The sequence below is a fragment of the Ruegeria atlantica genome, from assembly GCF_013032505.1.
GTDB lineage: Bacteria > Pseudomonadota > Alphaproteobacteria > Rhodobacterales > Rhodobacteraceae > Ruegeria > Ruegeria atlantica_F.
Map to the genome: position 1 here is coordinate 184658 of NZ_WQCG01000003.1, position 13500 is coordinate 198157.

Below are 13500 nucleotides of genomic sequence, written 5' to 3' on the forward strand. Positions count from 1 at the left end.
AACCGTTGCGGTGAACAAACTGTTACATCTGGGCTTTGATCCGACAAGAAAATAGCACTGCAGCATGAGATTTTGTCGGGGATAACGTGTTGATATCCGCCGGGAGAATTTTGTGGATAACTCCGGAAACCGAAACGCCATGCGGTCTTGCGGACGGAAAACACTAGAGGCCTTGAAACAGGCGTGTATTCCCTACTTTCTGCACCTGCAAAGGCCGGTTTACTGCAATTGATGGGGTTTCAAAGCCGCGGAGCATAGAATCAGCCGCATCCAAGTTTGCCGCAGCCTGCCCAGAGTCATTCGGAATAATCGGGGTCGGACAGCCCTCAGGCCGCAAGTGAAGCCGCGCTGAAGGTTCGCGGTTCCGGAGCCACCTGTGCCAAGGAACGCGGCAATCCGGCATGTTTTGTTCCGTCTCTGTCACTCGCGGCCAAGACGCCGCCCGACCCGCCTCCACTCTGTGGAGACGCTGGGTCCGTTTATGAGAAGCGTTCCGACCCGACCGAGATTACCTACTACGCGCTGCAACACGGTGCAGCCAGTACCCCCTACGGCCGGTCGGGCCGGAGACGCTTCAGTTCACCTGTCGTTCGAGCACAACGCTGTACGTTGTCCCGCGACGCAGGCTACGGAAATCCGCGTAAATCTTGCCGTCCTGATAGCGCGCATCCACCAGCGCATTCACACCAACCTGCGGATCGGCCGAGCTTTCGACGATGCCGATAGTGTTGGAACCATCCAGGCTGATGGTTCCGGTGGCGTCAAACACACGCCAATCCGTACTTGCATCCGGCCGCCACATGCTGGGGCCCCAGAACAGGTTGTCCTGCTGCTGCTGGATGTCCAACACCCACTCTCCCTGATGAAAGCGCGGTGCGTCTCCGGTGGCCACCCGAGACGGCGAAACCTTGGTATAAGTGCCGCTCCAGGCACCACGCAGATCAGGTGTGGTCTCGGCCATCGAGGCCGTTGCAAGGGTTAGGCTCGTGGCCAGAGCGGCTGCTCCGGCAGTCATATATCTGGTCATGGGCTCTCCTCCAAAATTCAGGGCCGTTGCTGGCCTGTTGAACAGATTGGGAGAGGGTGCCCGGGTTGCAACTTACCTAAGGGAAACTTCACAATGGGTTAACCTGACCCTCAGACAAACCCCGCGTAGGAAGGGCGCACGAACTCGTACGCCCTGTTCTAAGTCGTTGTGACACAATACAACTATTCGATCGTAATACTGCCGCTGATCGTGTTGACGAACTTCTTGGTGTCAGGATCGGTCAGCGAAGAAAATGCGCCACTACCTGTTGCACTTGCCCAGCCGCCCGTGCCTCCGGACACGGTCCAGTCACCGGTCAGAGCGCCATCCGAACCAAATCCGGTGGCCGTCCAGCTCATCACCGCCTTTTCCCCCGATGCGGTGTCGAACACGCAGTTACCGGTGCCTGAGACCCCGGCCCCATTCACCAGCAATGCGCCAAAACAAGCCCCGCTCGCCCCTTCCAGCGGGTGGCCAGCGGCAACTTCGAAACTGTCATAATTGGTCTGCGTCTTCACCACGGCATGACCGTCCGAGATGCCATAAACCTCGTTGGCGTTCTCCCCCATACCCTTGCCTGCGGCGTCATGGGTTTCCGCATCGGCCGAGGCGGCGGACAGGCCGATGGCAAAGATTGTGACGGCGGTCGTTTGAAAGAACTTGTGCATAATACCCTCTCTTTTCTGAGGCTCGGGCGTTGCAAGCGTCTGATCATGCATCGAACCCGCTTGAACGCGGCTCCCCGTGGTCACAATAACACATCGCGATGTGAGCGTCTAAACTGCGCCCCTGACCTCAACCCGCAAGAGCATTGGCAGCCTTACAAATACCAATCTGAGCTTTATTGGATTGTCCATTGGAATAATCGCCCGCAGATTTGCGTCGATGGTTCACCCCGCTTAATATTCAAAAATTCCAATGTTAGCAAAGGGGGGGACTATCATGGACAGTCAGGAAATTGGCAAAACGGGAATTCGAGTTCCGCATATCGGTTTTGGCTCAACGGGCATTGGCAGCATCCCGCAAATCTACGGGTACGAGGTTGATGAAGAACGCGCGCGCGAGACCTTGCGGACAATCCTGGCTCAGCCCGGCGGCTTTATTGATACTGCCCGCGGCTATGCACTTGGGCGTAGCGAAGAACGCATTGGGGATGTCATTCGCGAGCTGGGCGGTTGGCCCGAAGGTCGAATACTTTCTACGAAAATCGACCGCAACATGGAAACCAGCGTTTTCGATGCCTCTCAGGCCCGGCGGTCTCTTGAACAAAGTTTTAAAGCGCTTGGTGTTGACCGCGTGGACATCCTCCACTTACATGATCCGGAATATGCTGTTGACGTGTCCGAGATCACGCGCAACGGAGGCGCGCTGGACGAGTTGTTCCGGATGAAAGAGGAAGGTCTGGCAACCGCCGTCGGACTGGCAGGCGGAAAGCTGGATGTTCTCATGCCTATGCTCCGCGACCGAGATTTCGACGTTGTGATGACGCATAACCGGCATACACTTGTGAACGTCAACGCAGCACCATTGATTCAACTGGCCAATTCAAAGGGGGTCTCGGTTCTAAATGCCGCGCCCTACGCAGGGGGCGTTCTGGCAAAGGGCAGCGCACTGCATCACTTCTATGTCTACCGGCCGGCAACAGAAGAAACGCTTGCCCCGGTGCGCGAGATTGAGAAAATTTGTGCTCTCCACGACGTCCCGATGGGCGCGCTAGCGCTGCAGTTTTCACTTAGGGACGATAGCATTGCCTCAACGGTGTGTGGAGTCACTTGGCCACAACACGTTCGGCAGACAATAGAATGGGCGGAATGGGATATTCCAGAAGTGGTCTGGAATGCGCTTGTCGACCTCAGGCAGTCGGACGCTGATCCAGAGGCCACCTAATATGCGTCAAAAAAGAAGGGAGAGAACGGACAGCCTTAGCTGTCCATCTTCAACGCAGAGATAAACGCCTCCTGCGGGATATCTACCTTCCCGAACTGGCGCATCTTCTTCTTACCCGCCTTCTGCTTGTCCAGCAGTTTGCGTTTCCGCGTAGCGTCGCCGCCGTAGCATTTGGCGGTCACGTCCTTGCGCAGGGCCGAGAGGGTCTCGCGCGCGATGACCTTGCCTCCGATGGCGGCCTGAATCGGGATTTTGAACATGTGGCGCGGAATCAGGTCCTTGAGCTTTTCGCACATCGCCCGGCCCCGCATCTCGGCCCGGTCGCGGTGAACCATGGTTGACAGCGCATCGACCGGTTCGTCATTCACCAGCACCGACATCTTGACCAGATTGTCCTCGGTATAGCCGGTCATCTGGTAGTCGAACGAGGCATAGCCCTTGGTAACCGATTTCAGGCGGTCGTAAAAGTCAAAGACAACCTCGTTCAGCGGCAGGTCATAGACGACCATGGCGCGGCTGCCCGCATAGGTCAGGTCCAGCTGGATGCCGCGACGGTCCTGACACAGTTTCAGCACGTCGCCAAGGTATTCGTCGGGCACCAGAATGGTCGCTTTGATGCGCGGTTCCTCGATATGGTCGACCTTCGACGGGTCGGGCATGTCGGCGGGGTTGTGCAGCTCGATCATCTCGCCGTCTTTCATGTAGACGTGATAGATCACCGACGGGGCCGTCGTGATGAGCTCGATATCGTATTCGCGTTCGATGCGGTCGCGGATGACCTCAAGGTGCAAAAGGCCGAGGAAGCCGCAGCGGAAGCCAAAGCCCAGCGCAGCCGAGGTTTCCATTTCAAAGCTGAACGAGGCGTCGTTGAGCGCCAGTTTGTCGATCGCATCCCGTAAGTCCTCGAATTCGGAACTGTCGACGGGGAAGAGGCCGCAGAACACCACCGGCTGCGCGGGTTTAAAGCCGTCCAGCGCGTCTTCGGTGCCGTTGCGGTCATTGGTGATGGTGTCACCGACGCGGGTGTCGCGGACCTGTTTGATGGACGCCGTCAGAAAGCCGATCTCACCAGGGCCAAGCGAGTCGACCATCTCCATCTCGGGGCGGAAGACACCGACGCGGTCCACATGGTGCAGGGTGTTGTTCGACATGAATTTGACCCGCATGCCCTTTTTCAGCGTGCCGTCCATGATGCGGACCAGAACGATAACGCCCAGGTAGGCGTCGTACCACGAGTCGACCAGCATCGCCTTGAGCGGCGCGTCGAGGTTGCCCTGTGGCGCGGGCAGTTGCTGCACGATGGCTTCCAGCGTCTCATGGATGCCCTGCCCCGTCTTGGCGCTGACCTGAATGGCGTCTGTCGCGTCGATGCCGATCACGTCCTCGATCTGTTCGGCGACGCGGTCACAATCCGACGCGGGGAGGTCGATCTTGTTCAACACCGGTACGATCTCATGATCGGCGTCGATGGCCTGATACACATTCGCCAGCGTCTGCGCCTCGACCCCTTGGGTCGAGTCCACGACCAGCAGCGAACCCTCGACCGCGCGCATGGACCGCGAGACCTCATAGGCAAAGTCCACGTGACCGGGAGTGTCGATCAGGTTCAGCACATATTGCTCACCATTGTCGGCGGTATAGTCGATGCGGACTGTGTTGGCCTTGATGGTGATGCCGCGTTCACGCTCGATATCCATGCTGTCGAGCAGCTGTTCCTTCATGTCGCGATCCTTGACTGTTCCGGTCTCTTGGATGAGCCGGTCAGCAAGGGTGGATTTGCCATGGTCGATATGCGCGACGATGGAGAAATTGCGGATATGAGCGAGGTCTGTCATGGGTTGGGGATATGTAGGGGAATCGTGGGTTGGTCAATGGGGATATGAATGATCCAGCTAGGTGAAATATACTTGGAAGACCATGCAGCTGAGAAGTGGTTCAGCAATCTGGACAACCGAATAGCAGAGCAGGTCGCCTCACTAGCCGCGCTCCGAGCCTTCTTGGTCACTTTGGCAATTGCGACGAGAGAACCCCAATTCGACTTAATACACTGGCGAGAAACACATGCGGATATCCGGCTTGTACTTCTCATTGTCAATAAAATCTATTCGCCTTGGCGAGCAACTTTCTCAACTCCTCCCACGGCTTTTCAGCGGTTTTCGGAAGTAGAACTTGATCTCACTTTGGAGGTTCAGTCCAAGTTTGCGACTTTCTGTCTGGAAAATGCGAGCAGTGCTGAACGAGAGCATTGGTATGAAGCTCTGAAGTTTTGCGCATTGGCCCTCGCAAAGCTATCTTCCAGTGACTCATCTGGTACTAGACAAGCTCAAGAAGCGGCAGCACTAGCATGGTCAAGAGTCATTGAACATGCTCAAGAAGACGCAACTGACCTCAAAACAAGAGAATTCACTGAAGTCGCCGCACCGCTTTTTTCCGAAGATTGGCTTTCGGGCGAACTCACAAATCTTTGGAAGTTTGCAATAGCACGATATGAAGGTGACCCGCCAGAAGGTTCTCGTTTCCAATATTGGCGCGATTGGTATCGTGGATTGCTAACCGGCGAGCCCTTAGACTGGGACCTACAACGTCGGCTTGTATTGATCGACGATACGATTTGGGACAAAGGTCCGGAATCAGTCGCAGATGAGATCGAGCAAATTCGAGCACGAAGGCAGGTAGAAATCGCCTGTGCAAATCTCAAAGATAGTTTGAAAGCCCAGACCACTGCGCGTCACGGCATCGGAGGCAACAACCCTCCCGAGAGCATTCACGATGAGCTTTTGTCTGGAGCGGTTACTTTGATTTGGGAAGCAGAGAAAGAGCTTTCGACCGCATTGGAAGCAGAAAACCCCAGTCGGGTGTGGATTGAAACAATCCTAGCTAAGTTCAAATCCGGGTTAGCCAGCTTCCTCAGATGGTGTGCAAACAAAGGCGATCTTGCGGTCGATACTCTGATCAAGTGGGGAATTCCGGCGACTGGAGCGGGGTATGCCGCCAAGTATCCAGAGAAGCTTGAAGCGTTAATTGACGCCCTCGAACGATGGTTGCCGTTCCTGCACTGATCGATGCTGGAGTAAAGCTCAGCCTGTAGGGTGCGGTTTTCCCAACTCGCGCAATCACTTTTTCGCAGCGTATGATTGATCCTGAATCCAGTTTGTTTCATACTCCGCCGCAGACCGAGAGGGGCATAAGACCCGTCCGGGCAGGCAAATACGAGGCATGAGCATGAAAAAGTTCCTCTTAATCGCATTCTGTGCCACGTCGCTGACAGCGGTGGCTCCGGTCGTGGACGCAGCACAGATCAAACGCGCCTGTTTGGCGTCGGATCGATCAGCGGCGACGCGAGATCGCTGCAATTGCATTCAGCGGGTGGCCAATCAGGCGCTGACCCGCAGCGACCAGAAAACCGTCGCCAAGTGGTTCAAAGACCCGCATCAGGCGCAGGAACTCAAGATGTCGAAAACCGCGCGCGACGATGCGCTGTGGGACCGGTATCGGAACTTCGGCCAGATGGCGCAGGCGATCTGCAGCTAGGTTGATCAATCCTTGACCTGACCTGAACTGCGCCTCAGAAAGGCGCAGCGAAAGGGATATCTGATGGTGATGAAAGGGCTGACCCTGCGCGGCCTCGAAGTATTCGAGGCGCTGGCGCGGACGGGATCGGTGGCGCAGGCTGCCGAAATCACGGGGCTCAGCCAGCCGTCGGTGTCCCAGCAATTGCGCAATCTGGAAAAGGCAGTCGGCACTGATCTGGTGGATCATACACGGCGCCCGATGCGCCTGACACAGGCCGGGCGCAGTTTTCTGGCTCGCGCACAGGCGGTTCTGGCCGAGCTTCAAATGGCCCAAAGCGAGCTGACCGTGATGGATTTGGGTCACCTTGCAACCCTGTCCATCGGCCTGATTGACGATTTCGACAACGACCTAACCCCGCGACTGGCCACTTTGTTGGCCGAAAGTCTGACGCGGTCAAAGTTCAAATTGATCACTTTGCCCAGTCTTGATCTATTCGAAGAACTTGAGGCGCAGCGACTTCAGCTTGTGGTTTCAGCACATAGCGGCGAGGTGCTGGAAGGCGTGGTCGAGTACCCGCTCGTGCGCGATCCCTTCATTCTGGTGCTGCCCAAGGGGGCTGAGAACGCCATGCAGGACCTGCCCTTTCTGCGGTATGCCCGCGAGCAATTGATCAGCCGTCAGATCGAAGCCCATCTGGCGCGGCATCAGCTGGAATTTGAAGAACGGTTTGAAATCGGCTCGCATCTGGCGCTGATGGCGATGGTCGCGCGCGGCCTTGGCTGGGCGATCACCACACCACTGGGCTATATGCGGGCAGCGCGATTCCATGACGGGCTTGAGGCGCACCCCGCACCGATCGGAGACGTCTCGCGGACGATATCCTTGTTCACTCGCACCGACTGGTCCGGTCAGGTTCCGCAAGAAGTCGCAGGTATGATGCGGCGCCTCATGGGCAGCCAGATCGTCGATCCGGCCCTTGCGCAACTGCCATGGCTGAAAAATCGCTTGAAGCTGATGAATTAGCCGCGGAGATGCGCGTCGAGACCTTCGACCGCCGCCTCGATCAAATCCAGGGCCCCATCGAAATCACGGGTATAGTAAGGGTCCGGCACGTGATCCGTGCCGATATGCGGCGCGAAATCTGTCAGCAGGCGCACCGGAGTTTCGTTGCCCGCAGGCCGAATAGCCTCGATATTCGCGATGTTGTCGGCATCCATGCCGATGATCAGATCGAACCGGTCGAAATCCCCGACCGCGAATTGCCGCGCGCGAAGATCGTCCAGCTCAATCCCGCGCGCCCGGGCTGCTTTTTGCATCGGCCCATATGGCGGATCGCCGATATGCCAGCCCGATGTTCCGGCACTGTCGGTACGGTGATGTGGCGCGCGGACGCGAAAGGCTCCCTCGGCGGCAGGAGAACGGCAGATATTGCCCAGACAGACGAACAGGATACGGTGAGTCATAAACCACGGTGTAACGCGAAGGGCAAAGATGGAAAAGATCGTCATTCTGACAGGGGCCGGGATTTCCGCCGAAAGCGGGTTGGGCACGTTCCGGGATGAGGGTGGCCTGTGGGCGCAGCATCGAATCGAGGACGTTGCAACGCCCGAGGGGTTCGCGCGCGACCCTGCACTGGTGCATGGATTTTATAACGCCCGCCGGGTACAGGCCGCCGAGGCACAACCGAACGCGGCACATAAAGCGCTTGCCCGGTTACAGCGGGATTGGCCCGGTGAAGTCATAATCGTCACACAAAACGTCGACGGCCTGCATGAAGCCGGCGGCGCACAAAGCGTGATCCATATGCACGGAACACTGGCGGGAGCGCTTTGCGCGGCCTGTGGCCATCGCTGGACGGCACCGCCCGAGATGGCCGTGGGCGAGCCCTGCCCGGCCTGCGCAGCACCAACCGCGCGTCCGGATGTGGTCTGGTTTGGTGAGATGCCGTACCACATGGATTCCATTTATGACCACCTGGCAGGCGCGGGGCTCTTCGCTGCTATCGGCACTTCGGGTCAGGTCTACCCCGCTGCGGCCTTTGTGCACGAGGCCACTATGTCTGGGGCCAGAACAGTTGAACTGAACCTCGACCCATCGACCGGTGCGTCCAGTTTCGACGACGTTGTGCTGGGTCCCGCAACAGAAACCGTTCCCCACTGGGTCGATCAGATGCTGATTTCGCAATAGGGCGAAACCCGCAGACAAAGGGCGGATTTCCCTGCTATACTAGCGCTCTAACAACCCGAGAGGTCCCCATGACAGACCCCCAGAACCAACAAGGTGAAATCCTTGATGACGGCAGCATCGATCCGCGTGACGCCCTAGGTGATCAATTAACGGACCTGTGGTGGACATTCCTGCTGCGCGGTATTCTGGCCGGGGTGCTTGGGATCGCGGCGCTATTCTGGCCGACGGGCAGCATTTCGTTGCTGATCCGTCTGGTCGGTGTGCTTTTGGTCCTCGATGGTGGCCTGACGCTGCTGGGGTTCGGTCGTCGCGGACTGATCGGTGGGTTCGGCATCGGGGCGCTTCTGATCGGACTGATACTCCTAATATGGCCAGAAGGCGTCGCGCGCCTGGCGTTCTTCCTGCTGGGGGCCTGGGCTTTGATTGTCGGGATCGGCTCGCTGATGGCGTGGCGGCAGTTGCCCGATGCGCATCCCGACGCATCCACAATGCGCAATTCTGGTGTTGTCGCGCTGTTGATCGGCCTCGTTCTTTTGTTCTGGCCAGGCAGCGGCATGGTGGCGCTCGGCTGGGCGATTGCCTTCTCGGCGCTGGCCTTTGCGGCGGTAATGCTTTGGCTGGCCGTACGCTTCAAACGCGCCCATGACCGCGTGGCGATGAAAGTGGTTAACCGATAGACCTTCGACGCAAAGACAACAGGCCGGGAAAACCCGGCCTGACGCATGGATGACGGCCGCAACGCGGCCCGAAGAAAGGCGTTGCCCTAGTTTGAATGGGAACCGTGGCCGCCCGCATCCTTACGTTCCAGATCAACCGGAATTTCGATCTCGACCTCACCTGCTTTCTCGAAGATCAGCGTAACGGGAACCATTGCGTCCTGTTCGAACGGAGCTGTCAGGCCCATGAACATCACGTGATCGCCACCACGCTTAAGCATGTGCATTTCACCGGCGGGTATGACTAAGCCTTCTTCGACATGGGTCATCTTGGCAACGCCATTTTCGTCCACGATATGCGTGTGCAGTTCGACACGGGCAGCGGCATCCGACTCCACGCCGATCAAACGGTCATCAGCCGCACCGGTGTTCTGGATCATCATAAACGCCGCGCCAGCCTTGGCCGTTTTACCTGATGAGCGGGCATATGCGTCATCAACGGTGATGGTGTCCTGCGCAAAAGCGGCGGTGGCAAGAGTTGCAGCGGCAAGTGTGGTCAGCAGTCTGGATGTGAGGGACATAGCGTCTCTCCTGTAGTTTGGTGTTTGATAAGAATTGAAAATGACTCAAACACGTGCAGGAGGGGCGCGAGCAGGTTGCGCCGGAATCGGCAGAGCGATCAGATTCTCTGTCATGCGCGACGGCATGGGTCGATCGATTTCCGGAGCCACCGGCAAGGACGGTTCCGAAGGACTCACTGCACCCAAAAGTGTCAACGCATAATCCGGGCAGAAATGCGGGGCCTGCGTCGGCTGCCCTTCGGCGTCCATATAAACCACAACCGGCCCCGTGCCGGTGCACAACACCATCTGCCCCACCGCCCGGTCCATACCACGCGATGCAGCAACGCCCTGCCCGGTCAAAACGACGAGCAGAGAGAGCACAAAAGGCAGAGCTTTGTTCAGAACGGGTTTCATCCTGCCCCGATATACGCCGGAGACAAAACGGGCTTCAAGCGCAATCAGACACGCCCGAAGCCCAGGGTCGGGAGGAGATTATCAGCGATCCGGTTCCGGTCGCTTGACGGACCCTTTTGTCAGGCTTGTATGCAGCCGATTCACCCGACGCTGCATCCGCAGACATGCACCAAACGTTTTGCCGAAAAAGTCGGTCAACAGGGAGAACGAAGAAAATGATTTGAACGACATGAGAGTAAACTCCGCCAGATGAATATGCTTGAACATAATATGAGACGCGCAAACGGTATGTGAACAATTTCACCCATAGTGGAAATTTATTTCCAAATTGAGAACAGCTTTCCAAGCAAAACAAAAAAAACCCTGCACCTTTCGGTACAGGGCCTGAATTCTTTCAGGAAAAAGAACTTACGCCGAAGCTTGTGCCTTGGCGATTTCCTTTTTCACTTTCAATGCGTTGTCGGACAGTTCGTCGTCTTTGGCCTTGGCCAAGAACGCGTCCAGACCACCACGGTGGTCGACCGAACGCAGGGCAGCCGCCGAGATACGCAGCTTGACGCCACGACCCAGGGTTTCCGACTGCAAAGTAACGTCGTTCAGGTTGGGCAGAAAACGACGACGAGTTCTGTTTTTGGCGTGGCTGACATTGTTGCCAGTCATCGGGCCTTTTCCGGTCAGTTCGCAACGGCGCGACATGGTTTCTTCCTTTGTTTCTGGAGGCCGGGGATATGCCCTCGGCCAAATCACAAGGGGCGCAACCCGAAGTCGCGCCCGAAAACTGGTTGGATGCGTGTAGTGGGAATCGCAGGAAGGGTCAAGACACGTGGTGCGAATTCTTTGACCATCTCAATATTCCTACTGACTTCTCCCTGCCGCATCGGTCAGCAGCGGTTTGTCATTCTTCAGATGCCGCGCCACGAGTCGCGCCTGCTGGGGGCCTTTGGGTATGAACCGGGCCGGGTTGGGATCGTGGTTCATATCTGCCAGCTCGGGAAAGATATCGAATATCTCACGCCGGGCTTCCGGACTAAGAGCCTTGAGTGCCTCAGGCCCGGTAAACAGGCTTTCGCTTGGGGCGTTTTCAGCGAAAATAACCTCGTGTTGATCAAAAAGCAGGTGATAATATTCGACACTGTCCACGGCATTATCGACGAAAATTCCCGGCAGCTCGGTCAGTTTGATCGCCGGAATAAGAACCTCGGGCTCGCCAAACATCCGTTCAGCGATTTTCGACTGCACCAGCATTCTGTGCTGCCGCGACACCAGCAGGTCACGTTTGGGCAACCCGTTACCCAGCGCACCTGCCAATATACGAACGGGTCGACGCTTCGGATCGTCCGCCAATTCCAACGAGTTAAAATTGCGGCGCCCAATCCAGCGGATCGGTTGCGCCCCGTTGCCTTGCGTTGAGATCATATCCCCCTGGCGCAGATCCTGAATAAGGACCGGCCCACGCTGGGTTCGGATAAGCGTATCGCGGGTAAAACACAAAAACCCTGTGCCTGATTCAAACCCGCTGTAGTTAACTACGATCCCTGAAGGCAATTCGAAGCTACCGCTGGACAGCGAATATGACTGTCCGACAACAACGGTAAATGTGCCGAAATTCGCGTCGGTAACAACCGTGCCTACCGGAAGGTTCAGCGCGTCCTGCCCGCCGCCGCCCCTGACGTCCCCGGCAACTTGGGTTCGGAGGAAATTCAGGGTGTCGTTGCCCTGCCCCAGACGGATGTTTCCAACACCTACGTCGAAAACAGTGACAGTATCCGCATCACGGCCCGAGTTGATCTGCCCATCGATCTGGGCATTGGACACGGTGATTTCATCGTTTCCGGAATTGCCGCGCACGTCCCCTGATATGCTGCTGCTGACAACCGTGATCTCGTCGTCGCCGCCGCGGGCGCGGATATCATCAATGGGCGTGCCCTGCGGCGTGCCGTTCAGCGTACCTTCGTCGCCGGTGACTTCGATTTCGTCGTCACCATTTGTCCCACGGATATTGGGCATGTACAGCTATCCCCGACGTGTTCATTCATTGACCTGCGCGACATCGGGACTATCGCCCTTCGCCTGAAGTCGCACAATCAGGAATTGTATCTCAGCCCATGATACATGATTTTGGTGTACTCTCCACCTCTGACGCTGAAATGCGTCTAGTGTGTTGCCAGTATTCTGAGCATTCGATCCGCCGCAGCTGACGGGCTGAGATTGCCTGCCCCAACAGCGGACCCAAGGCGATCCATTTCCGCACGCGCATCCGCCGTATCCAACCGTGAAAGCAATGCGTGGCGCACTTCCTGATCGAACCAGAACCGCGCCTGAGCCGCACGGTTGCCATCCCAGTGGCCGTTTTCACGCCGCCAGCCCGACAGAGTAGTCATTTCATCCCAGGCCTGATCCAGCCCATGTTCCTCGACCGCTGAAACGGTCATCGCTTTGGGAAAACCTTCAGGATCCTGTGGGCGCTTGCGCAACAGGCGCAAGGCACCGGCGTAGTCGGCGCAGGTTCTGGTGGCTGTAGCCTTCAGATCTCCATCCGCCTTGTTCACAAGAATCATATCGGCCATTTCCATGATGCCGCGTTTGACCCCCTGCAATTCGTCCCCACCTGCTGGTGCAAGTAAAAGAAGGAACAGATCAGACATTTCGGAAACCACGGTCTCGGATTGCCCTACACCCACGGTTTCAATCAGCACCACGTCGAATGCTGCTGCTTCACACAATGCAATTGCTTCGCGTGTACGACGGGCCACGCCACCCAGATGGGATTGGCTGGGCGATGGGCGGATAAAGGCGTTTTTCTCGCGGCTTAGCCTTTCCATCCGGGTTTTATCACCCAGAATAGATCCACCCGACCGGGCCGAACTGGGATCAACAGCTAAAACAGCCACACGCAGACCCTGTTCGACCAGCATCATGCCAAAGCTTTCGATAAAAGTGGATTTGCCCACCCCCGGAGTTCCAGACAACCCGATGCGCAGAGATTGGCGACCGGCTTTGGCCAGATGCGACAGCAATTCTGACGCCTGCGCCCGATGATCCGCGCGGCCACTTTCGACCAGCGTGATCGCCCGGGCCAGCGCGCGCCGGTCTCCGTTCAGAATCTTGTCACCTAGGCTGTCCATTTCCATTCCGACCCCGATCTCCTACGGCACGACTACTTGCCGCCCCATCGAGTGATTTGTCCAGACCGGACCGGAACGGAAAGGCACCCGAGACCTGAATTTCGCACTTATGTGTTGCTGTTGATCCT

General features: G+C 57.2%; 15 protein-coding genes. 6 read left to right on the forward strand and 9 right to left on the reverse strand.

Features of this window, described 5'->3' with window-relative positions:
• Positions 1-574 precede the first annotated feature (574 nt).
• Positions 575-1027 (reverse strand): hypothetical protein, encoded by a 453-nt coding sequence (locus GOW92_RS12575; RefSeq protein WP_254453021.1) that lies wholly within the window; start codon positions 1025-1027, stop codon positions 575-577.
• 182 nt (positions 1028-1209) lie between these two features.
• Complete coding sequence (locus GOW92_RS12580) at positions 1210-1695, reverse strand: hypothetical protein (protein ID WP_170560951.1); 486 nt, start codon at positions 1693-1695, stop codon at positions 1210-1212.
• Between the two features lie 274 nt (positions 1696-1969).
• On the opposite strand from GOW92_RS12580, the gene GOW92_RS12585 reads away from it, so the two are divergent.
• The gene (locus tag GOW92_RS12585; protein WP_170560952.1) at positions 1970-2914 is read left to right on the forward strand and encodes an aldo/keto reductase; all 945 of its coding nucleotides are present in this window, start codon (positions 1970-1972) and stop codon (positions 2912-2914) included.
• Between the two features lie 35 nt (positions 2915-2949).
• Here the strand turns inward: GOW92_RS12585 and lepA are convergent, their stop codons facing one another.
• Entirely contained in the window at positions 2950-4749 is a 1800-nt protein-coding gene (lepA, locus tag GOW92_RS12590; RefSeq protein WP_170560953.1) for a translation elongation factor 4, read from the reverse strand.
• Between the two features lie 48 nt (positions 4750-4797).
• Between lepA and GOW92_RS12595 the strand changes: the two genes are divergently transcribed.
• The 3 genes from GOW92_RS12595 (at position 4798) to GOW92_RS12605 (ending at position 7450) form a co-directional block, all read left to right on the forward strand.
• Positions 4798-5973 (forward strand): hypothetical protein, encoded by a 1176-nt coding sequence (locus GOW92_RS12595; protein ID WP_170560954.1) that lies wholly within the window; start codon positions 4798-4800, stop codon positions 5971-5973.
• Positions 5974-6136: 163 nt separating this feature from the next.
• Positions 6137-6445: a hypothetical protein gene (locus tag GOW92_RS12600; RefSeq protein WP_170560955.1), complete on the forward strand. Its 309-nt coding sequence runs from the start codon at positions 6137-6139 to the stop codon at positions 6443-6445.
• A 63-nt stretch (positions 6446-6508) separates the two neighbouring features.
• Positions 6509-7450, forward strand: a complete 942-nt coding sequence (locus GOW92_RS12605) for a LysR family transcriptional regulator (protein WP_170560956.1) — start codon at positions 6509-6511, stop codon at positions 7448-7450.
• On the opposite strand, the gene GOW92_RS12610 is transcribed toward GOW92_RS12605, so the two are convergent.
• Complete coding sequence (locus GOW92_RS12610; RefSeq protein ID WP_170561522.1) at positions 7447-7890, reverse strand: low molecular weight protein-tyrosine-phosphatase; 444 nt, start codon at positions 7888-7890, stop codon at positions 7447-7449. The genes GOW92_RS12605 and GOW92_RS12610 overlap by 4 nt on opposite strands.
• A 28-nt stretch (positions 7891-7918) precedes the next feature.
• On the opposite strand from GOW92_RS12610, the gene GOW92_RS12615 reads away from it, so the two are divergent.
• Together GOW92_RS12615 and GOW92_RS12620 are read left to right on the forward strand one after the other, a co-directional pair.
• Positions 7919-8614 (forward strand): NAD-dependent deacylase, encoded by a 696-nt coding sequence (locus tag GOW92_RS12615; RefSeq protein ID WP_170560957.1) that lies wholly within the window; start codon positions 7919-7921, stop codon positions 8612-8614.
• Between the two features lie 68 nt (positions 8615-8682).
• Complete coding sequence (locus GOW92_RS12620) at positions 8683-9291, forward strand: HdeD family acid-resistance protein (RefSeq protein ID WP_170560958.1); 609 nt, start codon at positions 8683-8685, stop codon at positions 9289-9291.
• A gap of 86 nt (positions 9292-9377) precedes the next feature.
• On the opposite strand, the gene GOW92_RS12625 is transcribed toward GOW92_RS12620, so the two are convergent.
• The 5 genes from GOW92_RS12625 to meaB all read right to left on the reverse strand — a co-directional run bounded on the left by GOW92_RS12625 (position 9378) and on the right by meaB (position 13378).
• Positions 9378-9851 carry a copper chaperone PCu(A)C gene (locus GOW92_RS12625; RefSeq protein ID WP_170560959.1) on the reverse strand — a complete coding sequence of 158 codons (474 nt, stop codon included), beginning with the start codon at positions 9849-9851 and terminating at the stop codon, positions 9378-9380.
• Between the two features lie 45 nt (positions 9852-9896).
• Positions 9897-10247 carry a hypothetical protein gene (locus tag GOW92_RS12630; protein WP_170560960.1) on the reverse strand — a complete coding sequence of 117 codons (351 nt, stop codon included), beginning with the start codon at positions 10245-10247 and terminating at the stop codon, positions 9897-9899.
• A 408-nt stretch (positions 10248-10655) separates the two neighbouring features.
• A complete protein-coding gene (rpmB, locus tag GOW92_RS12635; protein WP_120633384.1) occupies positions 10656-10943 on the reverse strand; it encodes a 50S ribosomal protein L28 in 288 nt (95 codons plus the stop codon).
• A 159-nt stretch (positions 10944-11102) separates the two neighbouring features.
• Positions 11103-12254, reverse strand: coding sequence for a Hint domain-containing protein (locus tag GOW92_RS12640; protein WP_170560961.1), 1152 nt, complete (start codon positions 12252-12254; stop codon positions 11103-11105).
• Between the two features lie 146 nt (positions 12255-12400).
• Entirely contained in the window at positions 12401-13378 is a 978-nt protein-coding gene (gene meaB / locus GOW92_RS12645; RefSeq protein WP_170560962.1) for a methylmalonyl Co-A mutase-associated GTPase MeaB, read from the reverse strand.
• Positions 13379-13500 lie beyond the last annotated feature (122 nt).

What these genes read in the sequence shown, in the direction of transcription:
- GOW92_RS12575 (WP_254453021.1), bottom strand. Translation starts at nt 1,027, where the DNA reads ATGACCAGATATATGACTGCCGGAGCAGCCGCTCTGGCCACGAGCCTA.
- GOW92_RS12580 (WP_170560951.1), bottom strand. Translation starts at nt 1,695, where the DNA reads ATGCACAAGTTCTTTCAAACGACCGCCGTCACAATCTTTGCCATCGGC.
- GOW92_RS12585 (WP_170560952.1), top strand. Translation starts at nt 1,970, where the DNA reads ATGGACAGTCAGGAAATTGGCAAAACGGGAATTCGAGTTCCGCATATC.
- lepA (WP_170560953.1), bottom strand. Translation starts at nt 4,749, where the DNA reads ATGACAGACCTCGCTCATATCCGCAATTTCTCCATCGTCGCGCATATC.
- GOW92_RS12595 (WP_170560954.1), top strand. Translation starts at nt 4,798, where the DNA reads ATGATCCAGCTAGGTGAAATATACTTGGAAGACCATGCAGCTGAGAAG.
- GOW92_RS12600 (WP_170560955.1), top strand. Translation starts at nt 6,137, where the DNA reads ATGAAAAAGTTCCTCTTAATCGCATTCTGTGCCACGTCGCTGACAGCG.
- GOW92_RS12605 (WP_170560956.1), top strand. Translation starts at nt 6,509, where the DNA reads ATGGTGATGAAAGGGCTGACCCTGCGCGGCCTCGAAGTATTCGAGGCG.
- GOW92_RS12610 (WP_170561522.1), bottom strand. Translation starts at nt 7,890, where the DNA reads ATGACTCACCGTATCCTGTTCGTCTGTCTGGGCAATATCTGCCGTTCT.
- GOW92_RS12615 (WP_170560957.1), top strand. Translation starts at nt 7,919, where the DNA reads ATGGAAAAGATCGTCATTCTGACAGGGGCCGGGATTTCCGCCGAAAGC.
- GOW92_RS12620 (WP_170560958.1), top strand. Translation starts at nt 8,683, where the DNA reads ATGACAGACCCCCAGAACCAACAAGGTGAAATCCTTGATGACGGCAGC.
- GOW92_RS12625 (WP_170560959.1), bottom strand. Translation starts at nt 9,851, where the DNA reads ATGTCCCTCACATCCAGACTGCTGACCACACTTGCCGCTGCAACTCTT.
- GOW92_RS12630 (WP_170560960.1), bottom strand. Translation starts at nt 10,247, where the DNA reads ATGAAACCCGTTCTGAACAAAGCTCTGCCTTTTGTGCTCTCTCTGCTC.
- rpmB (WP_120633384.1), bottom strand. Translation starts at nt 10,943, where the DNA reads ATGTCGCGCCGTTGCGAACTGACCGGAAAAGGCCCGATGACTGGCAAC.
- GOW92_RS12640 (WP_170560961.1), bottom strand. Translation starts at nt 12,254, where the DNA reads ATGCCCAATATCCGTGGGACAAATGGTGACGACGAAATCGAAGTCACC.
- meaB (WP_170560962.1), bottom strand. Translation starts at nt 13,378, where the DNA reads ATGGAAATGGACAGCCTAGGTGACAAGATTCTGAACGGAGACCGGCGC.